General features: G+C 62.0%; 24 protein-coding genes. 12 read left to right on the top strand and 12 right to left on the bottom strand.

The window, feature by feature from the left end:
* Positions 1–6: 6 nt before the first annotated feature.
* Together ACT9T4_RS11375 and ACT9T4_RS11370 are read right to left on the bottom strand one after the other, a co-directional pair.
* The gene (locus tag ACT9T4_RS11375) at positions 7–564 is read right to left on the bottom strand and encodes a helix-turn-helix domain-containing protein (protein ID WP_082045850.1); all 558 of its coding nucleotides are present in this window, start codon (positions 562–564) and stop codon (positions 7–9) included.
* An 11-nt stretch (positions 565–575) separates the two neighbouring features.
* On the bottom strand, positions 576–1,865 hold the full coding sequence (locus ACT9T4_RS11370) for an NAD(P)/FAD-dependent oxidoreductase (RefSeq protein WP_179538977.1): 1,290 nt from the start codon (positions 1,863–1,865) through the stop codon (positions 576–578).
* Positions 1,866–2,074: 209 nt separating this feature from the next.
* Between ACT9T4_RS11370 and ACT9T4_RS11365 the strand changes: the two genes are divergently transcribed.
* A complete protein-coding gene (locus tag ACT9T4_RS11365; RefSeq protein ID WP_499117010.1) occupies positions 2,075–2,638 on the top strand; it encodes a tetratricopeptide repeat protein in 564 nt (187 codons plus the stop codon).
* A gap of 156 nt (positions 2,639–2,794) precedes the next feature.
* Positions 2,795–3,337, top strand: coding sequence for an RNA 2'-phosphotransferase (locus ACT9T4_RS11360; protein ID WP_499117008.1), 543 nt, complete (start codon positions 2,795–2,797; stop codon positions 3,335–3,337).
* On the opposite strand, the gene ACT9T4_RS11355 is transcribed toward ACT9T4_RS11360, so the two are convergent.
* The 3 genes from ACT9T4_RS11355 to ACT9T4_RS11345 all read right to left on the bottom strand — a co-directional run bounded on the left by ACT9T4_RS11355 (position 3,334) and on the right by ACT9T4_RS11345 (position 6,820).
* A complete protein-coding gene (locus ACT9T4_RS11355) occupies positions 3,334–4,653 on the bottom strand; it encodes an aspartate aminotransferase family protein (RefSeq protein ID WP_042555382.1) in 1,320 nt (439 codons plus the stop codon). The genes ACT9T4_RS11360 and ACT9T4_RS11355 overlap by 4 nt on opposite strands.
* Entirely contained in the window at positions 4,650–5,717 is a 1,068-nt protein-coding gene (locus ACT9T4_RS11350) for a phosphotransferase (RefSeq protein ID WP_499117006.1), read from the bottom strand. Before ACT9T4_RS11350 ends, ACT9T4_RS11355 begins: the two co-directional genes overlap by 4 nt.
* Positions 5,718–5,788: 71 nt before the next feature.
* Complete coding sequence (locus tag ACT9T4_RS11345; protein WP_499117004.1) at positions 5,789–6,820, bottom strand: ABC transporter substrate-binding protein; 1,032 nt, start codon at positions 6,818–6,820, stop codon at positions 5,789–5,791.
* Positions 6,821–7,256: 436 nt separating this feature from the next.
* Here ACT9T4_RS11345 and ACT9T4_RS11340 point away from each other — a divergent pair, with 436 nt between their 5' ends.
* Complete coding sequence (locus ACT9T4_RS11340) at positions 7,257–7,991, top strand: SDR family NAD(P)-dependent oxidoreductase (protein ID WP_042555379.1); 735 nt, start codon at positions 7,257–7,259, stop codon at positions 7,989–7,991.
* 48 nt (positions 7,992–8,039) lie between these two features.
* Positions 8,040–8,717 (top strand): GntR family transcriptional regulator, encoded by a 678-nt coding sequence (locus tag ACT9T4_RS11335; protein WP_179538982.1) that lies wholly within the window; start codon positions 8,040–8,042, stop codon positions 8,715–8,717.
* 109 nt (positions 8,718–8,826) lie between these two features.
* Here ACT9T4_RS11335 and ACT9T4_RS11330 read toward each other — a convergent pair whose 3' ends face one another.
* The 6 genes from ACT9T4_RS11330 to kdgD (ACT9T4_RS11305) all read right to left on the bottom strand — a co-directional run bounded on the left by ACT9T4_RS11330 (position 8,827) and on the right by kdgD (ACT9T4_RS11305) (position 17,071).
* Positions 8,827–9,759: a 2-hydroxyacid dehydrogenase gene (locus tag ACT9T4_RS11330; protein WP_499117001.1), complete on the bottom strand. Its 933-nt coding sequence runs from the start codon at positions 9,757–9,759 to the stop codon at positions 8,827–8,829.
* Positions 9,760–9,851: 92 nt separating this feature from the next.
* A complete protein-coding gene (gene garD / locus ACT9T4_RS11325; protein ID WP_499116999.1) occupies positions 9,852–11,408 on the bottom strand; it encodes a galactarate dehydratase in 1,557 nt (518 codons plus the stop codon).
* Positions 11,409–11,482: 74 nt separating this feature from the next.
* A complete protein-coding gene (locus ACT9T4_RS11320; protein WP_179538985.1) occupies positions 11,483–12,835 on the bottom strand; it encodes an MFS transporter in 1,353 nt (450 codons plus the stop codon).
* 417 nt (positions 12,836–13,252) lie between these two features.
* Complete coding sequence (locus ACT9T4_RS11315; protein ID WP_179538986.1) at positions 13,253–14,296, bottom strand: LacI family DNA-binding transcriptional regulator; 1,044 nt, start codon at positions 14,294–14,296, stop codon at positions 13,253–13,255.
* 336 nt (positions 14,297–14,632) lie between these two features.
* Positions 14,633–15,544: a 5-dehydro-4-deoxyglucarate dehydratase gene (gene kdgD, locus ACT9T4_RS11310; protein WP_042555373.1), complete on the bottom strand. Its 912-nt coding sequence runs from the start codon at positions 15,542–15,544 to the stop codon at positions 14,633–14,635.
* A 615-nt stretch (positions 15,545–16,159) separates the two neighbouring features.
* On the bottom strand, positions 16,160–17,071 hold the full coding sequence (kdgD, locus tag ACT9T4_RS11305) for a 5-dehydro-4-deoxyglucarate dehydratase (protein WP_042555372.1): 912 nt from the start codon (positions 17,069–17,071) through the stop codon (positions 16,160–16,162).
* A 612-nt stretch (positions 17,072–17,683) separates the two neighbouring features.
* Between kdgD (ACT9T4_RS11305) and ACT9T4_RS11300 the strand changes: the two genes are divergently transcribed.
* The 6 genes from ACT9T4_RS11300 (at position 17,684) to ACT9T4_RS11275 (ending at position 23,410) form a co-directional block, all read left to right on the top strand.
* Positions 17,684–18,511, top strand: coding sequence for an NAD-dependent epimerase/dehydratase family protein (locus tag ACT9T4_RS11300; protein ID WP_179538987.1), 828 nt, complete (start codon positions 17,684–17,686; stop codon positions 18,509–18,511).
* 39 nt (positions 18,512–18,550) lie between these two features.
* Positions 18,551–19,444 carry an SMP-30/gluconolactonase/LRE family protein gene (locus ACT9T4_RS11295; RefSeq protein ID WP_499116997.1) on the top strand — a complete coding sequence of 298 codons (894 nt, stop codon included), beginning with the start codon at positions 18,551–18,553 and terminating at the stop codon, positions 19,442–19,444.
* Between the two features lie 88 nt (positions 19,445–19,532).
* Entirely contained in the window at positions 19,533–20,507 is a 975-nt protein-coding gene (locus ACT9T4_RS11290) for a TRAP transporter substrate-binding protein (protein ID WP_179538989.1), read from the top strand.
* Positions 20,508–20,570: 63 nt separating this feature from the next.
* Complete coding sequence (locus ACT9T4_RS11285) at positions 20,571–21,098, top strand: TRAP transporter small permease (protein ID WP_042555368.1); 528 nt, start codon at positions 20,571–20,573, stop codon at positions 21,096–21,098.
* Positions 21,099–22,379 (top strand): TRAP transporter large permease, encoded by a 1,281-nt coding sequence (locus tag ACT9T4_RS11280; protein ID WP_179538990.1) that lies wholly within the window; start codon positions 21,099–21,101, stop codon positions 22,377–22,379.
* A gap of 119 nt (positions 22,380–22,498) precedes the next feature.
* On the top strand, positions 22,499–23,410 hold the full coding sequence (locus ACT9T4_RS11275; RefSeq protein WP_499116995.1) for an EamA family transporter: 912 nt from the start codon (positions 22,499–22,501) through the stop codon (positions 23,408–23,410).
* Between the two features lie 83 nt (positions 23,411–23,493).
* Here ACT9T4_RS11275 and ACT9T4_RS11270 read toward each other — a convergent pair whose 3' ends face one another.
* Positions 23,494–24,249 (bottom strand): FadR/GntR family transcriptional regulator, encoded by a 756-nt coding sequence (locus tag ACT9T4_RS11270; protein WP_042556272.1) that lies wholly within the window; start codon positions 24,247–24,249, stop codon positions 23,494–23,496.
* 115 nt (positions 24,250–24,364) lie between these two features.
* Here ACT9T4_RS11270 and ACT9T4_RS11265 point away from each other — a divergent pair, with 115 nt between their 5' ends.
* Complete coding sequence (locus ACT9T4_RS11265; protein ID WP_499116993.1) at positions 24,365–25,237, top strand: aldose 1-epimerase; 873 nt, start codon at positions 24,365–24,367, stop codon at positions 25,235–25,237.
* A 214-nt stretch (positions 25,238–25,451) separates the two neighbouring features.
* Positions 25,452–25,670, top strand: coding sequence for a hypothetical protein (locus tag ACT9T4_RS11260; protein ID WP_042556287.1), 219 nt, complete (start codon positions 25,452–25,454; stop codon positions 25,668–25,670).
* Positions 25,671–25,714 lie beyond the last annotated feature (44 nt).

Below are 25,714 nucleotides of genomic sequence, written 5' to 3'. Positions count from 1 at the left end.
GTCCGCTCAGCGGAACACCCAGAGTACCCGTGCGGGCTGATCGGTAAGGTTGGCGTAACGAAAGTGGCGATGGGGCGGTAACTGGAAGCTGTCGTCGGGGCCCAGAGTGATGGGATCGGGCTGATCGTCCAGCCAGATGCTCAACTGCCCTTCGAGCACGAAGCCGCCCTGCTCCGAACTGTCGTTCAGGTGCCCGTCACCACTGGTGGCGCCAGGCGCCAGGTGACTTTCCAGCATGGCAAAGCCAGCCGACATGCTCGGCGACACCAACACATCGGTGATCCCTCCGGCGTAGTAGAGCGTGCGACGCTCCCCGGGCCGGGTGACCCAGGGCAACGCCCGGGGCTTGGCAAGGCTGTAGAAATAGGTGGTCGGTACCCCGAGGGTCTCGCTGATGGCGGTCAGATCCGCCACGGTCGGCCGTGACAGGCCACGTTCGACCTGGGACAGAAAACCCACCGAGCGACCGATACGGGCGGCCAGCTCACCCAACGTCAGGTTCTTGTGCTTGCGCAGGTCGCGAATCAGGATCGCGAGCCCCTCGATTTCTTCTTGCATGTCCATGCTGCTGTCCTTCAGATGCTGTCGCGCAGCCGGTACCAGGCCTTGCCCGCCGCTTCGAGCGGCGCAGCCAGCCACGAGCCGCCGGGAAACCGCGGGTTGCCGATGCGTTGATAGAGTGCCAGCAACTGTTCATCGCCGAGAATCGAATCGCTCACCGCCCGCGCCGCGGCCAGGGTCGGCAGCACGCCGTGGCCGGAAAAACCCTGCAGCCAGTAACGCTGGCCCTGGCGGCCAACATCGGGTGTGCGCTTCAGGGTGACATCGATATGCCCGCCCCAGCCAAACTCGATATCCACACCGGCGAGCTGCGGAAACACACGTTCCAGATAGGGCCGAGTAGCCGCGGGCACGTCGCTGGGCAATCCACCCAGATAGGTACAACCACCGCCGAACAGCAGGCGGTTGTCCGGCGTGAGGCGGAAATAGTCGGGGACGAATTGGTTGTCGATCACGCAACTGTCATGGGGCAACAGCGATCGCGCCAGCTGTGGCTCGAGCACCGCCGTCGCCACCTGATAGGAACCCACTGGCAGAATGCGCCGGGACAGGGATCTGTCCAGATCGTCGAGGTAGGCATTACAGGCCAACACCAGCACATCGGCCCGTACTTCACCTTGGTCGGTACGCGCACGGTAGCCGCCAGCCGACGCTTCGTACGCGAGCACCTGGCTCTGTTCGAAGATCAGCCCCCCAGCCTGCTCGATGGCCGTCGCCAGGCCCTGGGCCAATTTCAGCGGATTGAGATGGGCGCCCCGGGCGTCATGCAGCGCAGCGATGTAGCGCGGGCTATCGACCCACTCACGCAGTTCCTCGCCCTCGATCAGGCGCAGATCCCCGTAGCCCCATTTGTGCAGCGCTTCGCTCTGCGCCTCGCGCAACTGACCGACACGCCGCTGCTGGACCGCAGTCCACAAGCTGCCGAGCCGGTAATCGACCTCGAAACCATGGCGCCCAGGCAACTCGCGCATTTCTTCGGCAGCCCAGCACATGCTGTCCCAGAGGCGCCGCGCGCCGTCGGGGCCAAGCGCCCTTTCCAGCGGCGGCATATCGCAGGACCAGCCCAGCAAGGCCTGCCCGCCGTTACGCCCGGACGCCGCCCAGGCGACCCGGCTGGCTTCCAGCAGCACCACGCGCTTGCCAGCCAGGGCCAGGCGCAGGCCGGTATGCAGCCCGCTGAAACCAGCGCCGATGATCAGCACGTCACAATCGAGACTGGCGTCCAGGCTGGGGCGAAGCGGAATCGAGCCGGGATAGCTGCCAGCGTAATAAGTGCCGACATGCTGGGAGGACTGCTTGAACATGAAATGAAATTATCGAAAGATATTTCATGAAAAAATACTACATTAATTTCATATCGCCAAGCAGGTTCCAACCGAAGGCACCTTTTCCCGGGATGAACGAACCGTTGGGCCGCGACCGGGTCGAAGCCCCCACAACAATCGAAGCACTGGCGACTGCATGACCGAAAGCGGCCATCGAGTACAGTTCGCCCTTGCCCAGGAGCCTAGAAATGATCCGACGTTCACACCTGACCACTCCCCTCTTGCTGGCCTGCGGCATTCTGCTGATCGCCGGTTGCGCCAGCCGGGAAGAAGACGCTGCCAAGGCGCCCCCCCATCAGGATCCGGCCACGGTGGTGACGCCCGAACAACAGGCAGGTGACGACGACTTCCAACGCCTGAACAGCCTCGCGCAGCGCGGCGACCTGGACAGCCAGTTCAAGCTCGGCAGCTTCTACTTCGTCGGCAAACCGCAGAAGGATCTCAAGCAGGCCGAGTACTGGTGGAAACAGGCAGCCGATCGCGGCCATGCCGAAGCGGCCGTGAGCCTCGCCTACCTGTATACAGGACGCGACAACCCGGAATTCGGCAACCCGCAGGCCATGCTCAAGTACCTGAATCAGTCCGCCAGTAGCGGCAACCCCATGGCTCAGCACATTCTCGGCAACCTCTACATGCGCGGTATCCAGGGTGTCGAACGCGACCCCAACCAGGCCCGCCGCCTGTTCCAGAGCGCCTGCCGACAGAACTACGCAGCCAGCTGCCAGGCGCTGGACAGCAAGCCGGGCGCCTGATCAACACCTGCCCGCCGAGCGCGTACCGTGTGGATTTTGCGTACCGATAGCCGTGGCGCGTCGTGCTTATCGCTTATCATCGCCGACCTGCCGCCATCGGCGACAGCGGCGGCATCAGGGCATACAGAATGGAAACTCAAGACAGGCAGGGATGACATGAGCAACAGACAACTGGACGACATCAGTAAATTTCTCAGCTTCGTGCTCAGGCACGAGCCTCAGGCAATCGGGCTGCAGCTGGACAGCGAAGGCTGGGCCTCCATCGACAGGTTGATAGAAGGTGCAGCCCGAGAAGGCCGCGACCTGGATCTGCAACTGATCCGGGCCGTGGTCGGTGGCAGCGACAAGAAACGCTTCGGTATTTCCGAAGACGGATTGCGGATTCGCGCGGTACAAGGGCACTCCACTGCCGACGTGCAGCTTCAGCACACCGAGAAGCAGCCCCCCGAGTGGCTCTACCACGGTACTGCCACGCGTTTCCTGCCCGCCATCGAACGCGAGGGGCTGATCCCTGGGGCTCGCCACCACGTGCATCTATCTGCGGACAGATCGACGGCCATGGACGTGGGCAAACGCTACGGCACCCCGGTGCTCCTGAAAGTCGAAGCCCTGCGCATGCACCAGCAGGGCTTCAAGTTCTTCCAGGCGGATAACGGCGTGTGGCTGACGGACAAGGTGCCCGTCGAGTTCTTCGATTAGCCCAACGCCTGCAACGCCTCGTCCAGCGCCGAGACCAACAGGTCGGCATGCGGCTTCTCGAAGGCCAGCAGCGGGCGAATCTTCAGGATATTTTCCAGCGGCCCGGCCGCGCTGATCAGCACACCACGCTCTCGCATGCCGTTGACCACACGCCGCGTCTGCTCCGCTGCCGCGGCCTTGCTTGCCCGGTTGCTCACCAGCTCGACACCAATGAACATCCCGGCGCCGCGCACATCGCCGATCCACTCGTGACGCTCACCCAGCTTGCCGAGCTCGTCGAGCAGGTAACCGCCGACCTGCGCCGAACGTTGCAGCAGGCCTTCGTCGCGAATCACATCCAGCACGGCCTGGCCGGCGGCGCAGGACACCGGGTTGCCGCCGAAGGTATTGAAGTAGCGCATGCTGCGCCCGAACGGTTCGAGCACCTCGGGACGCACCACCACCCCGGCGATCGGCTGTCCATTGCCCATCGGCTTGCCCAGGCTGACCAGATCCGGTTGCACCGCGTGCCGCTGGAACCCCCACATGCAATCGCCGGTACGGGCAAAACCGCACTGCACTTCGTCGGCGATATACAGCAGCCCCTCGGCCTGAGCGATGGCAACCGCTTCGCTGATGCAGCCCTGGGGGCCGGGGAAGATACCGTCACTGGCGAAGATGCCGTCGATCAGCAGCGCTGCCGGCTTGATGCCATTGGCGCGCAGATCGGCGATGGCGGCACGCACGTCTTCGGCGAAGCGCTTGCCCGCCTGCTCGGCGCCCAGGCGATAGGCGTCCGGCGCACGCACGGTGCGTGCATGGGCGGGCAGCTGGATGCTGGCCCCCAGCGACGGTGACAGAGCGGAAATGTCGCCGGTAACGCCGTGGTAGGCGAACCGGGTGATGATCACCCCGGTGCCGCCGGTGTAGTGGCGGGCGATGCGCAGGGCCAGGTCGTTGGCTTCGCTGCCGGTGCAGGTGAACATCACCTGCTGCAGGGCAGCGGGAAAGGTCGCCAGCAGGTTCTCGGCGTAATCGAGAATGCCTTCCTGCAGATAGCGGGTGTGGGTATTCAGGCGTGCCGCCTGCTCGGCGATGGCCTGCACCACCCGCGGGTGGCAGTGGCCGATGGAGGCGACGTTGTTGTAGGCATCCAGATAGGCACGCCCAGCTTCGTCGTACAGCCATACGCCCTCCCCGCGCACCGTGTGCAGCGGGCGCTCGTAGAACAGCCGATAGGCAGGGCCAAGCAGCCGCTCCCGGCGTTCGATCAGGCTTCGTTCTTTTTCGCTCAACCGCGCCGCATCGGCGGCGTTGAATCCGTTGATCATGCTCATGGCTGCAGCGCTCCCCGACAGGCCTGATGAATTCGCTCCCGCGCCGTATCGCTGGGGATGGCCGCCAAACCACGCAGACTGGCACTCGCCTGGCGCACGTTGCGCAGGATGTAGTCACGATTTTCCGGGTGCAGGCTGGCCCGCCAGGCGGTGATGCTGATGGTCATCACCAGCCGCGTGGCGATCAGTTCGGCAAGAATGTCCAGCTCGGCATCGCGCAACGGATTGAGGCGGTGGTAGGCCGCGATGAAGGTCAGCGCCGGCGCCAGCACGTCACCTTCGCGGCCCAGCTGATAGGCGGCTGCCACGCCCACTTCATTGATCAGCGGCGCGTGCACCATATCGCCGAAGTCGAGGATGTTGAGCAGTCGCTCCGGATGCCGGGGGTCGACGATGACGTTGTGCGGGTTCAGATCGTTATGGATGACCTGCGCACGCAGTTGCGGATAACGCGGCTGTGCATGGCGCTCGAAGGCATCCAGCGCCTGCGTCACCCGATCACGCAGTTCACCGTCATCTATATGCTGCAGCAATGGTCGCAACCGCGCCGCCTGCTGCATGTCCCACAGCAGTTCGTGGCTGGAGGCGGGGTGGTGAAAGTCGCCTAGCGCGCGGTCGAGCCGCGCCATCGCCTCGCCCAGGTTATGGCGAAGCGCGAAGCTGCGCTGCTCGACCTGATGCAGCGGCAAGCCATCGACGAAGGAGAACAGACGCACCAGCATCTGCTGCCCCTCTACATCGACCCTGGCCAGATAACGCCCGTCGCGCGCGGCATACACGCGCTGCACGGGGAGTTCTGGATCGGCCCGCTGGATATGCAGCAAGGCCTGATTCTGGAAGTCCACCACCTGAGGGTTCTCCAGGGGATGGGAAATTTTCAGCAGGTAGGATGAGCCGTCCGCACAGGACAGCTGGAAATTCAGATCGCGCTCGCCGGCCAACGGCCGAACGGCGCCCGATACGCCAAAGCACTCGCTGGCGATGGCGCCGGCCCGTACCGGGCCGACCCGGGCCGGTTGCGCCTGCAACAAGGGGTCATGCACAACCAGGGTATTCAGCGACACATCCATACACTCCGCAATTGACTGGTTACTGGCGCTGCCCGGCTGCGTCTAGGCGGCCGGGCGGCGCGCGTTTACTTGCTGGCCCAGGCGTTGAAGCGCTGCTCCAGATCCTCGCCATGGTCGATCCAGAACTCGATATCCATGGCCCGTGCATTCTTCAGGTTCTGCGGCGCCGTCGGCAGGCTGCCCTGGATCGCCGGATCGATCAGCTCGATGGTATGGGTATTGGTCGGGCCGTAGGGAATCCCCTCGGCGTAGACCTTCTGCAGTTCCGGGGTGCTGGCCATGGCGATGAATGTCTCGGCCAGCGCCTTGTTCTTGCTGCCCTTGACGATCGCCCAGTGGTCCAGATCATAGAGGCTGCCGTTCCATTGCATGACGAAATCACGGCCTTCCTTCTGCGCCGTGGTAACCCGACCGTTGTAGGCCGAGGTCATCACCACGTCCCCCGCGGCCAGCCATTGCAGCGGCTGTGCACCGGCTTCCCACCACTGGATGTTCGACTTGATCTGATCGAGCTTGCGGAACGCCCGCTCGACGCCTTCGTCGGTCCCCAGCACCTTGTAGAGATCCGCCTGCGCCACGCCGTCGGCGAGCAAGGCGAATTCGAGGGTGAACTTGGCGCCACGACGCAGGCCACGCTTGCCAGGGAATGTCTTCACGTCCCAGAAATCCGCCCAGCCGGCCGGCGTGCCCTTGAGCTTGCTGCTGTCGTAGGTCAGCACCGTCGACCAGATGAAGATACCGGCGCCGCATTCGCTTACCGCTTCCGGGATGAAGTCTTCACGCTTGCCGATGCTCGCCCAGTCCAGCGGCTCGAACAGCCCTTCACTGCAACCACGGATCAATTCCGGGGTCTCCACTTCTACGACATCCCAGGTGACCTGACCGGTATCGGCCATGACCTTGATCTTGGCCATCTCACCGTTGTACTCGGACGCCTCGATGCGCACGTTCTCGCGCGCTTCGAAAGGTTTGTAGAAGGCTTTTTCCTGTACCACCTTGTTGTCACCGCCGAAGGAGACCACGGCAAGCTTTTCAGCCGCTTGCACGGTCGCGGCGCTGCAGGTGATGGCGATCAGAAATGCGGTTTTCTTGAACATTAAGGGGTGCTCCTGGCAGGGCCTCACTTGGCACTGGTTAGGTAAGGGCAGCTTCAAGGAAGAAACACCGATGCTTTACCGACAAGAACCACTAGGGTCTGTTGCCGTTTCAGCACAAGCCGCGTTACCGCAATACTGCGTTTCTCGCCGGCTCATTTGGCCAGCCAAACTTCGCGGCTCGTGCCTTGCCTCGCGGCAAAACGGGCTCCGGCGCGGCAGTGCTGAAATGACAACAGACCCTAAGCACCCGGGATGGAGCGGGAGCCTAGCGCTGTAGGGCTGACAGGATTCATCAGGCCATCTGATTATTGTTGTTGGCTGGCACGGCAAAGCCATTAAAGCACCACAAAAAATATGATGCATCATATTTTTAATTGAGCCATGATCCATCCAGGCAGTAGTGCCTGAACACGCCTTCTATTCCGGGAGATACGCCATGAGCGATCAGAAAACGCTGCTGCTGACCGGCGCCAGCCGTGGCATCGGCCATGCCACGGTGAAGCATTTCAACGCGGCCGGTTGGCGAGTATTCACCGCCTCGCGGCATGACTGGGTGGCTGAATGCCCGTGGGCGGAAGGCAAGCTCAACCATATCCATCTGGATCTGGAAGACATCGAGCACCTTGAAGAAAGCCTGCCGCTGATCCGCGAAAAGCTCGGCGGGCGCCTGGATGCGCTGGTCAACAATGCCGGCGTATCGCCCAAGGGCGAAGAAGGCCAGCGCCTCGGTGTGCTGGCCAGCGACTACGCGACCTGGATCCAGGTGTTCAACGTCAACCTGTTCTCCACCGCCCTGCTCGCCCGCGGCCTGTTCGAAGAGCTGAAGGCAGCCAAGGGCAGCATCATCAACGTCACCTCCATCGCCGGTTCACGGGTGCACCCTTTCGCCGGGTCGGCCTACGCGGCCTCCAAAGCCGCCCTTTCCGCCCTGACCCGCGAGATGGCTCATGAGTTCGGCTGCCACGGCGTGCGAGTCAATGCCATCGCGCCGGGGGAGATCGACACCTCGATTCTTTCCTCGGGTACCGAACTGATCGTCGAGCGCGACATTCCCATGCACCGCCTGGGCAAACCCGAAGAAGTGGCGTCGCTGGTACATTTTCTGTGCACCTCGGGCGCAGGTTACGTGAACGGTGCGGAGATTCACGTCAATGGCGGGCAGCACGTGTGAGGCGGCCGGAGTAGAATCCGCCTGCGACCCGCTGCACAAGAGAACGCCATGAAGTACCCCATCGAAGGCCTCAGCCACGCCTACCTCGGCAGTGGCGTTTATGCACTGCTGCGCGAGGCACTGATCACCGGCCGCTTCCGGCCTGATGACCGTCTGCGCATACGCGATCTGGCCGAACAGCTGGGGACCAGCGTCACCCCGGTGCGCGACGCCATTCTGCAACTGGCCAAGGAGAAAGCCCTGGTCCTCAGAACGCCGCGAGATATCCGCGTGCCGGTACTGAGCCAGGAACAGTACGCCGAGATCCGCAGTATCCGTCTGGCGCTGGAAGGCCTGGCGGCGGAAACCGCAGCCGGCAAGGTGACGGCCGAGCAGTTGCAGATGCTGGAAGGCAATGTTCGCGACAATCTGCAAGCCGTGCACAGCGGTGAACTGGTTGCCGCGCTGAAGCTCAATCAGGCTTTTCATTTTGCCTTGGCAGATATTGCCGGCATGCCGCTGCTGCGCGATGTGCTCGATAGCCTGTGGATGCGCACCGGCCCACTGATCGCCCTGGCCTATGGCGACTTCAACGAGCGCATGGCCATCGAACATCATTGGGAAGTGTTGCGTGCATTGCAAAAAGGCGACGGCGCGGCGGCGCGTCAGGCGATCTGCACCGACATTCTCGATGGCAATCAGAAGATGATGGAATTCATCGCTCAGCGCGAAGCCACGGTGATCTGAGAACCGGTGCGCTTGTGGCACACCGGGTGACGCTCAAGGGTAAGAACCGCGGTCAGGCTTGTGGCCCGGCGCGTATAAGCGAGGCCGCCAAGGCGACCCGCCTATTCGGTCAGAGCGCGGTGACCAGCTCACCACGCTCTATAAAGGCATCGAGATTATCGAACACCAGGTTCTCCATGGCCAGCCGGGTTTCCTCGGTGGCACTGCCGACGTGGGGTAACAGCACCACGTTGGGCATCTCGAACAAGGCTTCGGGCACCCGCGGCTCATCTTCGAACACGTCCAATCCTGCACCGCCCAAGGTCCCTGCCTGCAGCGCAGCGACCAGCGCCTGCTCATCGATGACGCTACCGCGGGCGATGTTCACGACGATACCTTGCGGGCCAAGCGCCTCGAGCACCGCGGCATCGATCAGGTGATGGGTCGACGCCCCACCCGGACAGGCCAGCACCAGAAAATCCGCCCAACCTGCCAAGGCCTTGAGATCGGCCTCGTAGCCATAGTCGGTGGTCGGATCGGGACGGCGATTGTGGTAGCGGATGTCCATGTCGAAACCGGCAGCACGCTTGGCGATGTCCTTGCCGATCCGCCCGAAGCCGACGATACCCAGCTTCTTGCCACTGACCTTGCGGGTCAGCGGGTACTGGCCCTTGAGCCATTTGCCCTGACGCACATGCTGATCGGAAGCGGAAAACTGCCGTGCGGTGTCGATGATCAGGCCGATGGCGGTGTCGGCGACGCATTCGTTGAGCACATCCGGCGTGGTGCTGATCGGAATGCCCCGCGCTTTCGCCTCATCGACGGCAATCGAATCGTACCCGACACCGAAACTGCAGATGGCCCGCAGGTTGGGCATCTGCGCCAGTTGCTCGGCCGAGCAACCGTAACGGGCCGAAGTGACCACGATGTCGATATCGGCACCGTGCTCGGCGAGATAATCCTTGGGCTGTTCCCAGAGGCGGGTCAGCGAGTAGTCGCGCTGCAGGCGCTCGTTGAAACGATTCGGGAAGCGACCGACCTGAAGCACGTTGGGGCGACTCATGCAGCTCTCCTGTAATGGCGATCAAAGAACCGATGATACCTGCCACGACGCTCAGGGAAGCACCGAGGCAGGCATCTCTGTCCGGTAATCGGTCAGGTCACTGGAGCGGGGTTGAAGAGAACGAGGTCGTTGTGCAGACGATGCTTCTCCGCCCAGGTCTGCTTCTTACCGCTGGCGACATCCAGGTAGAGCTGGAAAATGTGCCAGCCCATTTCATCGAGGGTCATGCGCCCCGAAGTGATCTGCCCGGCATCGACGTCGATCAGATCCGGCCAGCGCTCCGCCAGTTGCGTACGGGTAGCCACCTTGATCACCGGCACCATCGACAGGCCATAGGGGGTGCCGCGACCGGTGGTGAAGATGTGCAGGTTCATACCGGCCGCCAGTTGCAGCGTGCCGCAGATGAAATCACTGGCCGGGGTGGCGCAGAAGTACAGGCCCTTGCCGCGAATTCGCTCACCCGGGGAGACGACCCCGGCAATCGGGCTGGTGCCGGACTTGGCAATGGAGCCCATGGCCTTTTCGACGATGTTGTTGAGGCCGCCCTTCTTGTTGCCTGGCGTGGTGTTGGCGCTGCGATCGGCCATGCCGCGTTCCAGATAACGGTCGTACCAGTCCATCTCATGAATCAGCGCATCGGCGATTTCGGTGGTCGCGGCCCGCGGGGTGAGCAGATGGATGCCGTCACGCACTTCGGTGTTTTCCGAGAACATCACGGTGGCGCCAGCGCGCACCAGCAGGTCCGAGGCCACGCCAAGGGCCGGGTTGGCGGTGATGCCGGAGAACGCGTCACTGCCGCCGCACTGCATGCCGACCACCAGCTCGGAGGCCGGCACGGTTTCCCGGCGACGCTGATCGAGCACCTTCAGGCGCGTCTCGATCATCGCCATGATTTCTTCGACCATGCCGACGAAGCCGGTGCTGGAGTCCTGCAGACGGAACAGCCACTCCTCCTCTTGCATGCCGTTGGTGAGCTGGTCGCCATCCATCAACTGGTTGGCCTGCAGCTTTTCGCAGCCCAGGCTGATCACCAGCGCCTGGCCACCGAGGTTGGGATTGCGGCTGATGTTGTAGAGGGTGCGAATGGGCACCACGGCGTCCGGCGCGTTGATCGCCACGCCACAGCCATAGCTGTGCGACAGCGCCACCACGTCGTCGACGTTGGGGTATTTGGGAAGGATTTCCTTGCGCACGCGGTCGACGCAATGGTCGAGCACGCCGACCACGCACTGCACGGTGGTGGTCACGCCGAGGATGTTGCGCGTGCCGACGGTGCCGTCCGGGTTGCGGAAGCCTTCGAATGTGTAGCCTTCCAGCGGCGCGGGCACCGGGGCCTTGATCGTCGCCCTGGGCAGGTTGTCCAGCACCGGCGGCTCGGGCATGCGCAGCACCGCCTCGGTCACCCAGGTGCCAGCGGCGATGGGGTTCAGGGCATAGCCGATCACCTCACCATAACGCACCACGTTGCCACCTTCGGGAATCGCCACCAGCGACACCTTGTGGCTCTGCGGAATGCCCTCCAGCGCCTCCAGGCCATCGGCGAAACGGCCACCGGCCGCCACCCCCTGTTCATTGACCACTACGCCGACGTTGTCGTCGGCGTGCAGGCGGATGTAACGCGGGGAGTCCAGATGTTGAATGAGATCCATGGGGCTAATCCTTTTCTTGTTGTAAGACACGTTCATGGCTTCGCCTGCCGGTGCCAGGCGAAGCCATGAGGGACTCAGGTCGCCGGAGCAGGCGAAGCCTGATCGTTGAGCGCCTGGCCGTTTTCATCCTTCAGCACGACACGCTTGATCGGGCCGACGATGAACAGGTAGCTGCAGACCGCGACCAGTGCGTTGGCGCCGACGTACACCAGCGCCCACTTGAACGAGCCGGTGGCGCTGATGATGTAGCCGATGACGATCGGGGTAGTGATCGAAGCGATGTTGCCGAAGGTGTTGAACAGGCCGCCGGACAGGCCAGCGATCTGCTTGGGCGAAGTATCCGACACCACGGCCCAACCAAGGGCCCCGAGACCTTTACCAAAGAATGCGAGGGTCATGAACCCGACGACCATCCACTCGGCCGACACGTAGTTGCACAGCACCATGCTGGTCGACAGCATCAGGCCGCAGACGATCGGCAACTTGCGCGCCAGGGTCAGGCTGTGGCCGCGACGCAGCAGCCAGTCGGAAATCACCCCACCCAGCACACCGCCGATGAAGCCCATGATCGCTGGCAAGGAGGCGATGATGCCGGCCTTGAGAATGGTCATGCCGCGCTCCTGCACCAGGTACACGGGGAACCAGGTGAGGAAGAAATAGGTGATGGCATTGATGCAGTACTGGCCCAGATAGACACCGACCATCATGCGGTTGGTGAGCAACTGGGTGATGTAGTTCCACTTCGGACCACCGCTGCCCTTCGCCTGATCCATATCGACCAGCCCACCGTTGTTGGCGATGTACTCGACCTCGGCAGCGCTGACGCTCGGGTGCTCCTTGGGGTTGTAGATGGTTTTCATCCACACGCCGGCGAAGACGATGCCCAGTACGCCCATGACCACGAACACGTGCTCCCAGCCGTAGGTGTAGACGATCCAGCCCATCAGCGGTGCGAACAGCGCGGTGGCGAAATACTGCGCCGAGTTGAAGATGGCCGATGCCGTGCCCCGCTCCGCCGTCGGGAACCAGGCGGCGACGATACGGGCGTTACCCGGGAAAGAAGGCGCTTCGGCGAAGCCGACCATGAAGCGCAATACGAACAGGGTCACCACGGCCCAGGCGACCGGCATCATGCCGACGAAGCCCTGCAGCAGAGTGAACAGCGACCAGATGAAGATGCCAGCGGCATACACGCGCTTGGAGCCGAAACGGTCGAGCAGCCAACCACCCGGGATCTGCCCGATCACGTAGGCCCAGCCGAAGGCCGAGAAGATGTAGCCAAGGGTGATCGCATCGATGCCGAGATCCTTCTGCATGCTGGAGCCAGCGATGGAGATGGTGGCGCGGTCGGCGTAGTTGATGGTGGTTACCAGAAACAGCATCAGCAGTATCAGGTAACGGACGTGGGTTTTCTTCGTGTCTCCCATGGAGATCTCACCTCAGTGTTATTTTTATTACTGAAAAGGTTCTTATCAGGCACGTGCGGGCGTACCAGCCGCCTTGGGGCGGGGATCATCAAGTGTTGAACGAGGTTGTACTTGGCGCGCTAGCTCGTGGCGGCAGCCGTCATGACACCCGGATCGGATCTCAGGACGTTGGGCGCAGACAAGGACGGTCGGACGCAGCCCGTTTTGGGGCTTGGGGAGGACGTGCGGATACTGTTTTTCACGGTTTTATTATCCTTATTGGCTGACGGCGCCTGGCACGGTGAAGGCAATCGATGATTGCGCAATCAATCCGGCAGTGAACATGGCACCACGCAGTTCGCTACACAGTCGACTTTACTATGATTGCGCAATCATTCAAGCAATTTCTTGTTACGTTGTCAGTTGTCTGATGAGAGGTCAGGTAGTAGAGCGGTCGACCAGCGTGAAACCGGTATCCACACGCACGGGAGCCTGCTCGCCAGCATCGCGAAAGCGCTGCAACAGTGCGTTGGCGACCTGCTTGCCCATACGCGCGCCGTCGACGTTCACCGTCGACAGCGCCGGATGCAGGTGCGCTGCGCTGGACAGATCACCAAAGCCCATCACCGCCAACTGCCCGGGAACCTCGATGCCGCGGCTCGCCGCCTCGGCCAGGATGCCCTGGGCCACGGTGTCCGAACTGCAGACGATCACCTGCGGCTGATGACCGTCGGCAAGCAACTGGCGCAACCCTTCCCGCCCGCTTTGCAGCGTGGCGGGCGCGCCAAGCACCGCCATGGGTACTTCATCGACCCCCAGCTCCTTGAGCTGCGCGATCACGCTGTTGCCACGTCTGAAGGCCCGGGAGTCGTCCACAGAGACGATGGCAAAGCGTCGATAGCCCTTGCCGTGCAGATGATTGGCGAGCGCCTGGCCGACCTTTTCGTGGGAGAAGCCCACCTGCATGTCGATGGGAGACGCGCCCAGATCCCAGGCCTCTACCACGGGAATGCCCGCGGCCTGCAAACGCAGCCGACTCTCCTCGGTGTGCAACGTGCCGGTCAGCACGATGCCGTCGGGGCGCCGCCCCAGCACCGCGCCGAGCAGACGCTCTTCCTGCTCGGCGGAATAGCCGGTGAGGCCGATCATGGTCTGGTAGCCGGCGGCAGTCAGGTGATCCATCAGCGACTGTACGGTCTCGGCGAAGATCGAGTGAGCGATGGTCGGCACGAAGATGGCGATCAACCGACTCTTGTTCGACGCCAGACCACCGGCCAGCATGTTCGGCACGTAACCGGTCACCCGTACCGCTTCGAGTACCTTCTTGCGCGCATCCTCGCTGACCACCTCGGGCCGGTGCAGCGCGCGCGATACGGTGATCGGCGAAACGCCAGCGACCTTGGCCACATCGATCAGGGTAACGCTCGCGCCCTTGTTCGCCGGGGCAGCAGAAGATGAGGAGCGAGAGGATTTCTTTGCCATGACGGGCCGTGGGTTATGCAAGAGAAGCCGCATCTTAACCAGCGGACAGGGCAGTAACTAGGGTCTGTTGACGTTTAAACGCGAGCCGCGTTGCCGCGAGAAATCTCGCCAGGCCGGGCGGCGATCCGCTAGGCGGAGGACGCAGGGAATGGCTGTTCCCTTGCCAAGTCCTCCAACAACGCATGGCGAGATTTCTCGCGCAACCCACAGGGCCGGCGCGGCCGTGCGTAAAACGTCAACAGACCCTAGACACAGCTGTAATCGGGTGTTGCCCCCGAATGCAAAAAGCCCGGGCACGAGGCCCGGGCTTTCTGGGTGCCTGCGAAGGCGAGTCGCTTACTGAGCGCCCTGGGCGTCGATCAGCGCAGCCAGTTTCTCGTACTCGGCCGGCAACAGGTCGGTCAGCGGCGCACGGACCGGGCCGGCGTCGTAGCCGGCGATCTTGGCGCCAGCCTTGACGATGCTGACCCCGTAACCGGCTGTCAGGTTGCGGATATCCAGGTACGGCAGGAAGAAGTCATCGATGATCTTGCCAACGGTGGCGTGATCTTCACGGGCGATCGCGTGGTAGAACTCCATCGCAGTCTTCGGAATGAAGTTGAACACCGCCGACGAGTAAACCGGTACGCCCAGCGCCTTGTAAGCAGCGGCATAGACTTCAGCGGTCGGCAGACCGCCCAGGTAGGTGAGACGATCACCCAGGCGACGGCGGATCGAGACCATCAGTTCGATGTCGCCCAGGCCGTCCTTGTAACCGATCAGGTTCGGGCAACGCTCGGCCAGTTGCTCCAGCAACGGAGCGGTCAGGCGGCAGACGTTACGGTTGTAGACCACCACACCGATCTTCACCGATTTGCAGACCTGCTCGACGTGGGCAGCAACGCCTTCCTGCGACGCTTCGGTCAGGTAATGCGGCAGCAGCAGCAGGCCCTTGGCGCCCAGGCGCTCGGCTTCCTGTGCGTACTGAATGGCCTGGCGAGTGGAACCACCCACGCCAGCGAGGATTGGCACGCTACCGGAGCAAGTGTCGACGGCGGTCTTGATGACGGACGAGTATTCGTCGGCAGCCAGGGAGAAGAACTCACCGGTACCGCCTGCCGCGAACAGAGCGGTGGCGCCGTACGGGGCCAGCCACTCGAGGCGACGCACGTAGCCGGCCGGGTTGAATTCACCAGCGGCATCGAAGTCGGTCAGCGGGAAGGACAGCAGGCCGGAGGAGAGGACGGTTTTTAGTTCTTGTGGAGTCATTCTTCTTACACCCTTATGAGGACATGGAGGCCGTTACCGGCAACTGAAGTCATACGTTATCGTACAACTACATATATTCCAAGCCCTCGGAAGCTTTTTTCTACGAGTTGCACCGTTTGAGGGCAATGCATGGAAATTCAAAGAAATGGCTAAGTCCAGGAAATAAGCGAGGAAAATCATCTATTAAATTGGGAATATCATGCCTTGGATGGGTAGAAATCCGCTTTCTAGCAGAAAGAATTCCCACCAACCCGCCTCTTCAAGGAGAGTGAATGCCAGACAAGTCGTACGATGACATGGAGAAATAACAGATCAACTGGTGGGCTGTAGCGGATCGCCGCCCGCCCCCCCCTACGGCTCCCACCCTCCTCGCAGGGTCGACTGCGCGGCCCCCTACTGCGCTATCGCAATGATGGACAAAAAGAGCGCGTCTACCCCACCCTCGTAGGGTGGGGCTTCAGCCCACCATTGGCGCGTTGGATGGCTGCCCCCTGTAACACCCGTCAGACCACCAATGGCCTAACTATCTGTGGAATACCGACCACAGCATGAATAATTGCCCCGAACGCAAAAGCCCAGGCACTAGGCCTGGGCTTTTGTTTTCGAGCCGGTTGCTTACTGAGCGCCTTGCGCCTTGATCAGCGCAGCCAGTTGCTCGTATTCGCCGGGCAGCAGATCGGTCAGCGGAGCGCGGACCGGGCCTGCGTCGTAACCGGAGATCTTGGCGCCAGCCTTGACGATGCTCACGGCGTAGCCGGACTTGCGATTGCGGATGTCCAGGTACGGCAGGAAGAAGTCGTCGATGATCTTGGCGACGGTGGCGTGATCGTCCTTGGCAATGGCGTGGTAGAAGTCCATCGCGGTTTTCGGGATGAAGTTGAACACCGCCGACGAATAGACCGGTACGCCCAGTGCCTTGTAGGCAGCGGCATAGACTTCAGCGGTCGGCAGACCGCCGAGGTAGCTGAAGCGATCGCCGAGACGACGGCGGATCGAGACCATCAGCTCGATGTCGCCCAGGCCGTCCTTGTAGCCGATCAGGTTCGGGCAACGCTCGGCCAACTGCTCCAGCAGCGGAGCGGTCAGGCGGCAGACGTTACGGTTGTAGACCACCACACCGATCTTCACCGATTTGCAGACCTGCTCGACGTGGGCGGCAACGCCTTCCTGCGACGCTTCGGTCAGGTAGTGCGGCAGCAGCAGCAGACCTTTGGCGCCCAGGCGCTCGGCTTCCTGTGCGTACTGGATGGCCTGGCGAGTGGAACCGCCCACGCCAGCGAGGATTGGCACGCTACCGGCGCAAGTGTCGACGGCGGTCTTGATGACGGACGAGTACTCGTCGGCAGCCAGGGAGAAGAATTCACCGGTACCGCCAGCCGCGAACAGAGCGGTGGCGCCGTACGGGGCCAGCCATTCGAGGCGACGCACGTAACCTTCGGGATTGAATTCGCCTTGGGCATCGAAATCGGTCAGCGGGAAAGACAGCAGACCGGAGGAGAGGACGGATTTTAATTCTTGTGGGGTCATTCTTCGAACACCTGTAGCGCGTATGGAAATGGAGCAGCCTTGGCTGTTAGAGATACGTTATCGTACGACATTATTGAAAGCCATACTTTTCTCTTAACTTACCTGCAGAGCCCTCTATATGGGGCATCACGTGCAACGCTCAGGCGCTGCGACAGGCAGCGGAAGTATTTTTGGGGCGTCGTCATATGACAACCCTCTGCGCCCTCCTCCATCCATAAATGTCGCCAAACGTCCGATGCTGCCGCGGGGCGATGCCATCAGATATCGCTTCGCTCAAGCCAGGCGGCCGTCTCGCCACGCGTTTTTTCGCCGCCGCGCTGGCCCGCTCGGGATAACTGGCCGGCCACCAGGACGGCGTACCAATGATAACGTCATCAGACAACCTTAGACTTAAGCAGGGTGCCAGCGGTCGCCACGCCCACTCCCACAACGTAGGAGAGCAAGCCGTCTATTCTGCCCATTACAGCCCTATCAAGTGCCACAATGAAGCAATATTCTTGTTAGGTGAGCGCGTTGACAAACGATTCGAGGGATGCCGATAATCCCGTAATGTCATACGACAACAGATGACAATCTCTAAATAACAACAAGCAGAGAACAGGCCTTCCGCCCATGACTACGACTTCCAACGCCCCAGTACCCTTCAATCGCCTGCTGCTCACCGGCGCAGCCGGCGGGCTGGGCAAGGTACTGCGCGAACGTCTGCAGCCCCTGACCAAGATCCTGCGTCTCTCGGACATCGTCGAAATGGCGCCGGCCGAAGGTGAGCACATCGAGATTCAGCTCTGCGATCTGGCTGACAAGCAGGCCGTTCATCAGCTCGTTGAAGGTGTCGATGCGATTCTGCATTTCGGTGGGGTGTCGGTGGAACGTCCGTTCGAGGAAATCCTCGGCCCGAACATCAGCGGCGTGTTCCACATCTACGAAGCCGCTCGCCGCCACGGCGTCAAACGCGTGATCTTCGCCAGCTCCAACCATGTCATCGGCTTCCATAAACAGACTGACACCATCGACGCCAGCGCTGCGCGCCGTCCGGATGGTTACTACGGTCTGTCGAAGTCCTACGGCGAAGACATGGCCAGCTTCTATTTCGACCGCTACGGTATCGAGACCGTCAGCATTCGCATCGGCTCCTCGTTCACCGAGCCGCTCAACCGCCGCATGATGAGCACCTGGCTGAGCTACGACGACCTGGTGCAACTGATCGAGCGCGGCCTCACCACTCCGAATGTCGGCCACACCGTGGTCTACGGCGCTTCGGCGAACAAGACCGTGTGGTGGGACAACAGCAAGGCCGCTCACCTGGGCTTCCAGCCCAAGGACAGCTCCGAAGTATTCCGCGACAAGGTCGAGGCACAGCCACCCGTGGCGGCAGACGACCCGAACGCCCTGTATCACGGCGGCGCCTTCACGGCAGCCGGCCCGTTCGGCGACGACTGACACCTCGCATCCTCGATAACAATAAAAAAGAGGTCGGACATGCCCAAGCAAGCCGAACTGATTCTCGATGCACGCAACAGCGTGGGTGAAAGCCCGGTGTGGAGCGTGCAGGATCAGGCCCTTTACTGGGCCGACATCCCCAACAAGCGCCTGTACCGCTGGAACCTGGCCGACGCCACCACGCAAAGCTGGGAAGCGGACGAGATGCTCGCCTGCATCGCCCGACACGGCGACGGCAGCTGGATAGCCGGCATGGAAAGCGGCATCTTCCAGCTGACTGCCGGTGACGATGGGCGGCTCAGCGGCGAACGCCTGATCGACGTCAACCATGCCCGCGAGGGGATGCGCTTCAACGACGGTCGCAGTGACCGCCAGGGCCGTTTCTGGGTAGGCAGCATGCTCCTGGACATGGCGGCAGGCGCCAACGTCGGCGCCCTGTATCGCTATGACGGCGCCGGGCAAAGCACCCTTCCAGCGCTGCTCGATGACCTGATCGTCCCCAATGGCCTGGGTTTCAGCCCGGACGGCCGCACGATGTATCTGTCCGACTCGCACCCGTCGGTGCAGCTCATCTGGGCGTTCGATTACGACACCGACAGCGGCACACCGCACAACCGCCGCCTGTTCGTCGACATGAACGACTACCCCGGTCGCCCTGATGGCGCTGCCGTGGATGCCGATGGTTGCTATTGGATCTGCGGCAACGATGCCGGCCTGATTCACCGTTTCACTCCAGCCGGTCGCCTCGATCGCTCGCTGGAAGTACCGGTGAAGAAGCCGACCATGTGCGCCTTCGGCGGCGCCAACCTGGACACCCTGTACGTCACTTCGATTCGCCCGGGCGGCAACCTGGACGATCAACCTCTGGCCGGTGGCGTTTTCGCCCTGCAGCCAGGCGTCAGTGGCCTTGAAGAAACACCGTTTCAGTCCTGATTACCAACACCCCGGGAACCCGTGATCCGACGGGCCACCCTGGCGCTTCATAACGCTGCACACCAACAACAACAAAATGGAGTTTCACATGAACCTCAAGCGCAAGTTGCTCATCGCCGCACTCCCGCTGGCCATCGGCCTGTCGAGCCTGGCTCAGGCTGCGACCACCCTGAAGATGGCTGAGATCCATCCCGCCGGTTACCCGACCGTAGTGGCCATGGAAAACCTCGGCAAGAAACTCGAAGAAGCCACCAACGGCGAGATCAAGTACCGCATGTTCGCCGGCGGCGTACTGGGTTCGGAAAAAGAAGTCATCGAACAGACTCAGATCGGTGCCGTGCAGATCACCCGTGTGAGCCTTGGCTCGGTGGGCCCTGTGGTACCGGATACCAACGTGTTCAACATGCCGTTCGTGTTCCGCGACGTCGACCACATGCGCAAAGTCATCGACGGCGACGTCGGTCAGGAGATCCTCGACAAGATCACCGCTTCCGAATTCAACATGGTCGGTCTGGCGTGGATGGATGGCGGCAGCCGCAGCATCTACACCAAGAAGCCGGTTCGCAAGATCGAAGACCTCAAGGGCATGAAGATCCGCGTGATCGGCAACCCGCTGTTCATCGATACCCTCAACGCCATGGGTGCCAACGGCATCGCCATGGACACCGGTGAAATCTTCAGCGCCCTGCAGACCGGCGTGATCGACGGTGCCGAGAACAACCCGCCTACCCTGCTCGAGCACAACCACTTCCAGTCGGCCAAGTACTACACCCAGACCCATCACCTGATCCTGCCGGAGCCGTTGATGATGTCCAAGACTGCCTGGGAGAAACTGACCCCGGAACAGCAGGCACTGGTCAAGAAGTTCGCCAAGGAAGCACAACTCGAAGAGCGCAAGCTGTGGGACGAGAAGAGCGCAGCCAGCGTCGAGAAACTCAAAGCGGCCGGCGTTGAGTTCATCGAAATCGACACCAAGCCCTTCTATGACGCCACTGCTCCGGTTCGCGAGAAGTACGGCGCACCTTATGTCGAGCTGATCAAGCGCATCGAAGCCGTCAAGTAAACCGATCACTCCGACGAACGCTGTGGCGGCGCGTCCTGCGCCGCCACGCTGTGGTGAAGTCTCATGAAGAATACATTCTTACGCGCCTGTGATGCCCTGTACATGACCTGTATCTGGGTAGCGGGGCTGTCCATCACGGTGATGGCCCTGATCATTCCTTGGGGCATCTTTGCCCGCTACGTACTCGGCGCCGGCTCCAGCTGGCCAGAGCCTGTAGCCATTTTGCTGATGGCACTGTTCACGTTCGTCGGTGCCGCAGCCAGTTACCGCGCTGGGGCGCACATGGCCGTGACTTCCCTGACCGATCGCCTGCCGAAAGCTTGGCATGGCGCAATCACCCTACTGGTGGAACTGCTGATGGCAGCGGTCTGCCTGTTCATGCTCATCTGGGGCATCAAACTGTGCATGGCTACCTGGAATCAGTTCCTCGCCTCGCTGACATCGGTACGCGTGGGCATGGCCTACTCCCCTATTCCAATCGGTGGTTTCGTGACCCTGATCTTTATCCTCGAAAGACTGTTGTTCGGCGATCAGAGTGGTCGACGAGTGGGCAATTACGAGCATGTTGAAGAAGCCAAGGAGGCCGTGTAAATGGACGCGCTCATCCTGCTTGGTAGTTTCGTCCTGCTGATTCTGCTGCGTATGCCGGTGGCCTATGCGCTGGGTCTGTCTGCGCTGATCGGCGCCTGGTGGATCGACATCCCGCTGCATGCGGTGATGATTTCCGTCACCGGCGGCATCAGCAAGTTCTCACTGCTGGCCATTCCGTTCTTCGTGCTCGCCGGTGCGATCATGGCCGAGGGCGGTATGTCCCGCCGTCTGGTGGCTTTCGCTGGCGTACTGGTAGGTTTCGTCCGCGGTGGCCTGTCGCTGGTCAACATCATGGCCTCGACCTTCTTCGGTGCGATCTCCGGCTCGGCCCTGGCGGATACCGCCTCGGTAGGGTCGGTAATGATTCCGGAAATGGAGCGCAACGGTTATCCGCGCGAATACGCCACCGCCGTAACGGTGAGTGGCTCGGTACAAGCGCTGCTGACCCCGCCGAGCCACAACTCGGTGATCTACTCGCTGGCCGCTGGTGGTACCGTCTCCATCGCCTCGCTGTTCATCGCCGGCATTGGCCCGGGCCTGCTGCTCAGCGCCGTGATGATGGGTCTGTGCATGTTCTTCGCCAAGAAGCGCAACTACCCGAAAGGCGAAGTCATCCCGCTGAAGCAGGCATTGAAGATCTGCATGGATGCCATCTGGGGCCTGTTCACCATGGTGATCATCCTCGGCGGCATCATCTCCGGCATCTTCACGGCCACCGAGTCGGCGGCCATCGCCGTGCTGTGGGCGTTCTTCGTCACCATGTTCATCTACCGTGACTACAAGTGGCGTGACCTGCCCAAGCTGATGCATCGCACGGTACGCACGATCTCGATCGTGATGATCCTGATCGCCTTCGCCGCCAGCTTCGGCTACATCATGACGCTGATGCAGATTCCGTCGAAGATCACCACCGCGTTCATGACCATCTCGGACAACCGCTACGTGATCCTGATGTGCATCAACTTCATGCTGCTGGCTCTGGGCACGGTGATGGACATGGCGCCGCTGATCCTGATCCTCACCCCGATCCTGTTGCCGGTGGTGCTGTCGATCGGTGTCGATCCGGTGCACTTCGGGATGATCATGCTGGTCAACCTGGGTATCGGGCTGATAACGCCACCAGTGGGTGCGGTGCTGTTCGTCGGCGCGGCGATCGGCAAGGTCACCATCGAAAACACCGTGAAAGCACTGCTGCCGTTCTACGCTGCACTGTTCATGGTGCTGATGGCGGTGACCTACATCCCGGCAATTTCGCTGTGGCTGCCTAGCGTCGTACTCTGATACTGCTACACCCGCGGCGGGTCGCGTGCATACGCGACCCGCCGTTTTTTTTAGCGCGGCGAGAACGGCCACCAAACCGTCAGGCGCTCAAGGCTAAACTCGATACGGAAATTGCTGCCATGACGTCCCCTGCCCTGTTTCCCCGCCACATCGCCGTGCTGTTGCTGGCCCTGCTGGCATGCTCCTTCGCCGGCAACCACATCGCTGCACGCATCGCTTTCGACAACGACACCGGCCTGCTGCTTGCGATCCTGTGTCGTTCCGGTGTCACCATGCTGGTGCTGCTGGGCATCGTGCTCTGGCAACGCCAGGCGCTGCAGATGCCACCGGGTGCCTGGCGCTGGCAACTGCTGCTGGGGCTGCTGATCGCCACGCAGAGCATCTGCATGTACTCGGCCGTGGCGCGCATTCCGGTGGCGCTCGCGTTGCTGATCGGCAATACCTTCCCGATCCTGCTCGCCCTGCTCACCTGGGCGCTGGGCGGCTCGGCACCGACGCGCCGCACGGTGATGCTCATGGGCCTGATTCTGCTTGGCCTGGTGTTCGCCCTGGATCTTCCCGCACGCCTGAGCGCCAGCGAGCCGGCCGGCCCGGAATGGGTGGTCGGAGTCAGCGTGTCGTTCCTCGCCGCCTGCGTATTCGCCTGCGCGCTGTGGATCACCGACCACAAGCTGTCGAACCTGCGCGGCTCGGTGCGCAGCATGCTGACGTTGATGATCGTGTTCAGCAGCATGGCGCTGGCGGGCAGCGCCGACCTGATCCCTGGCGGCATGAAGCTGCCGGGCAACGAGACCGGCTGGATCGCGCTGGGCGCACTGGTGCTGCTCTACGGCATCGCCTTCTGCATGCTGTTCGTCACCGTGCCGCGCCTGAACATGGCCAAGAACGCGCCCGTGATGAACATGGAGCCCATCGCCACGCTACTGTTCGGCTGGCTGCTGCTGGATCAGGTATTGAGCGGTATACAGATGATCGGCGGCGCGATCGTGCTGGCGGGGATCGTTCTACTGACTTATCGCAAGGACGCCTGAGCATCTGCCTGCGATCGGCTGTGCATCGATTTTGCGGCGTTAGAAACAGGCTGGCTCTGCAGCCCGTTTCTGCCTTGCAGGGCTCAGGCCTGCTTGACGACCACTTCAGCGGCCTCGTGGGCCTGACGCAGCCGCTCGCGGCTGTTGGTCAGGTGCAGGCGCATGGCGGCGCGTGCGGCGTCGGAGTCCTGGCGGGCGATGGCTTCGAAGATCTGCTCATGCTCACGCTCGAGGCGCGCCATGTAATGGGCGTGATCGTCATGGGCGATGCGCGCCGAGTTCAGCCGGGTACGCGGAATGATGCTGGTACCCAGATGGCTCATGATATCGGTGAAGTAGCGGTTGCCAGTGGCGTGAGCGATCTGCAGGTGAAACTGGAAATCGGACGACACCGCATCGCTCTCGTGGGCCGCGCCTTCATTCAGCGCATCCAGAGCCTGACGCATGGACGCCAGTTGTTCGGGCGTCCGTCGTTGCGCAGCCAGGCCAGCCGACTCGACTTCCAGGCTGATGCGCAGCTCGAGCACGGCGAGCACTTCACGCAGCGTGACGATGGTCGCGGGGTCGATGCGAAAGCCACCGGGATTGGGCGTATCCAGAACGAAGGTGCCGATGCCATGGCGGGTTTCCACCAGGCCGGAAGCCTGCAACCGCGACAAGGCTTCACGCACGACGGTGCGGCTGACGCCCTGCTCTTCCATGATCGCCGACTCGGTCGGCAACTTTTCGCCACGCTTGATCACCCCATCGCGAATGCGCTCGGACAGCTCCGCGACCAGTTCTTGAGCCAGGCTGCGGTGCTTGCGGCGCGCACGTGGCGGCGTGTTCTGATTTTCCATAGCAATCGATATCGTCTGGGATGGTCAAACTCCATCATATATCAGGCGGTTGTATGATGACACGTTCTTCGTTTATCTCCGGCAAATGACTCGTTAACTGCACAGGTACCGCACTATGCCGCTCGACACATTGCATCTGCAGGATCGCCTCACACAACTCACGCTGGCACCTCGAACCGGCGGCAGTATCGCCAACTGGACGGTCAAGGACGGCGGTCAAGCCTTGCTGCGCCATGCCGATGAAGGAACCCTGCAGGCCGGCACGCCTCGCCAGCTCGGTTGCTACCCGCTGGCGCCCTGGTCGAACCGCATCACCGAGGGCGGTTTCGACAACCCGCAAGGCTGGCTCGCGCTAGAGGCCAATGTCGACAACTCGGCACTGCCGATCCACGGCAGTGCCTGGCAACAACCCTGGGAGGTGATCGAGCACAGCGACGACTCGGCCCTGTTGCGCCTGGAAAGCCAGACGCCGTTCGCCTATGTCGCAGAGCAACGGATTCGTCTGCACGAAGGCCGCCTGGATATCCAGCTGCAGGTCACCCATATGGCCGAGGCGCCAATGTGGCATGGGCTGGGCCTGCACCCATATTTCCCGCGCACGCCGGCTACCCGCCTGCAAGCCCGCGCGGGGCAGGTATGGAATTGCGACGCGAACAGCCTGCCGACGCAACTGAGCGAACTGCCGGAACATTGGGACTTCAACGACGAGCGTGATCTGCCGACGCAGCATACCGACAACGCCTTCATCGACTGGAACGGCCAGGCGCGCATTCTGCAGCCCGACGCCGGCTACGCTCTGGAGATCAGCGCCACGGGCAGTGACCTGTACCTGCTGTTCTGCCCGGAACGAAAGCCGTTCTTCTGCTTCGAGCCGGTCAGCCACCCGGTCAATGCTCACCACCTGCCGGGCAGGCCAGGGCTGGTGTTGTTGCACGAGGGACAGAGCCACAGCCTGACGTTCAGCCTGCAGTACCGCACGCTGGCCTGACGCAACCCGGGTCACAACTCGCGGCGGCTTTGCTGGACTTTCGCCGCACGTTGACGATAATCAGCCGCTGCTTCCTGACGTCCAGCTTCGCTAGATGCCAATAGCCGGAACTTTAGTAGGGGCAAACGCTTCAAACAGATGTGGCGACCGTATCAGCAAGACCGCCCGGTCTTGCGTTGTCGCCCTTCTCCTATCAGAAACCATGGGTACTATCGTGACGAAAGACGAACTGCGCGCCGAACTCGAGCGCCAGGCGCAGCGTTACAAGGATGTATACGGCGGAGAGGTCATCACTTACGCCGCCCAACCGGATCCGGAACGCAAGCCTTGGCGCAAGCGAGCCAGCCTGCTCGATCAGGCATTCGATAAAGAAATCGAGAAGATCGAGAAGGACTTGTCCAGCAAGGAAGAAGCCAGAGCCGAAAGCGCCTGACCCGCTGACCGGTGCCGGCTGGCGCGCCCGAGCACGCCGCCGGC

This window comes from Pseudomonas sp. SZ40, from assembly GCF_052958135.1.
Note: the sequence above shows the minus strand (reverse complement) of the source record. Positions and strands in the feature narration are given on the sequence as shown.

What these genes read in the sequence shown, in the direction of transcription:
- garD (WP_499116999.1), bottom strand. Translation starts at nt 11,408, where the DNA reads ATGGATCTCATTCAACATCTGGACTCCCCGCGTTACATCCGCCTGCAC.
- ACT9T4_RS11335 (WP_179538982.1), top strand. Translation starts at nt 8,040, where the DNA reads ATGAAGTACCCCATCGAAGGCCTCAGCCACGCCTACCTCGGCAGTGGC.
- ACT9T4_RS11290 (WP_179538989.1), top strand. Translation starts at nt 19,533, where the DNA reads ATGAACCTCAAGCGCAAGTTGCTCATCGCCGCACTCCCGCTGGCCATC.
- kdgD (WP_042555372.1), bottom strand. Translation starts at nt 17,071, where the DNA reads ATGACCCCACAAGAATTAAAATCCGTCCTCTCCTCCGGTCTGCTGTCT.
- ACT9T4_RS11280 (WP_179538990.1), top strand. Translation starts at nt 21,099, where the DNA reads ATGGACGCGCTCATCCTGCTTGGTAGTTTCGTCCTGCTGATTCTGCTG.
- ACT9T4_RS11275 (WP_499116995.1), top strand. Translation starts at nt 22,499, where the DNA reads ATGACGTCCCCTGCCCTGTTTCCCCGCCACATCGCCGTGCTGTTGCTG.
- ACT9T4_RS11300 (WP_179538987.1), top strand. Translation starts at nt 17,684, where the DNA reads ATGACTACGACTTCCAACGCCCCAGTACCCTTCAATCGCCTGCTGCTC.
- ACT9T4_RS11285 (WP_042555368.1), top strand. Translation starts at nt 20,571, where the DNA reads ATGAAGAATACATTCTTACGCGCCTGTGATGCCCTGTACATGACCTGT.
- ACT9T4_RS11265 (WP_499116993.1), top strand. Translation starts at nt 24,365, where the DNA reads ATGCCGCTCGACACATTGCATCTGCAGGATCGCCTCACACAACTCACG.
- ACT9T4_RS11370 (WP_179538977.1), bottom strand. Translation starts at nt 1,865, where the DNA reads ATGTTCAAGCAGTCCTCCCAGCATGTCGGCACTTATTACGCTGGCAGC.
- ACT9T4_RS11330 (WP_499117001.1), bottom strand. Translation starts at nt 9,759, where the DNA reads ATGAGTCGCCCCAACGTGCTTCAGGTCGGTCGCTTCCCGAATCGTTTC.
- ACT9T4_RS11270 (WP_042556272.1), bottom strand. Translation starts at nt 24,249, where the DNA reads ATGGAAAATCAGAACACGCCGCCACGTGCGCGCCGCAAGCACCGCAGC.
- ACT9T4_RS11315 (WP_179538986.1), bottom strand. Translation starts at nt 14,296, where the DNA reads ATGGCAAAGAAATCCTCTCGCTCCTCATCTTCTGCTGCCCCGGCGAAC.
- ACT9T4_RS11355 (WP_042555382.1), bottom strand. Translation starts at nt 4,653, where the DNA reads ATGAGCATGATCAACGGATTCAACGCCGCCGATGCGGCGCGGTTGAGC.
- ACT9T4_RS11345 (WP_499117004.1), bottom strand. Translation starts at nt 6,820, where the DNA reads ATGTTCAAGAAAACCGCATTTCTGATCGCCATCACCTGCAGCGCCGCG.
- ACT9T4_RS11295 (WP_499116997.1), top strand. Translation starts at nt 18,551, where the DNA reads ATGCCCAAGCAAGCCGAACTGATTCTCGATGCACGCAACAGCGTGGGT.
- ACT9T4_RS11340 (WP_042555379.1), top strand. Translation starts at nt 7,257, where the DNA reads ATGAGCGATCAGAAAACGCTGCTGCTGACCGGCGCCAGCCGTGGCATC.
- kdgD (WP_042555373.1), bottom strand. Translation starts at nt 15,544, where the DNA reads ATGACTCCACAAGAACTAAAAACCGTCCTCTCCTCCGGCCTGCTGTCC.
- ACT9T4_RS11375 (WP_082045850.1), bottom strand. Translation starts at nt 564, where the DNA reads ATGGACATGCAAGAAGAAATCGAGGGGCTCGCGATCCTGATTCGCGAC.
- ACT9T4_RS11365 (WP_499117010.1), top strand. Translation starts at nt 2,075, where the DNA reads ATGATCCGACGTTCACACCTGACCACTCCCCTCTTGCTGGCCTGCGGC.
- ACT9T4_RS11360 (WP_499117008.1), top strand. Translation starts at nt 2,795, where the DNA reads ATGAGCAACAGACAACTGGACGACATCAGTAAATTTCTCAGCTTCGTG.
- ACT9T4_RS11320 (WP_179538985.1), bottom strand. Translation starts at nt 12,835, where the DNA reads ATGGGAGACACGAAGAAAACCCACGTCCGTTACCTGATACTGCTGATG.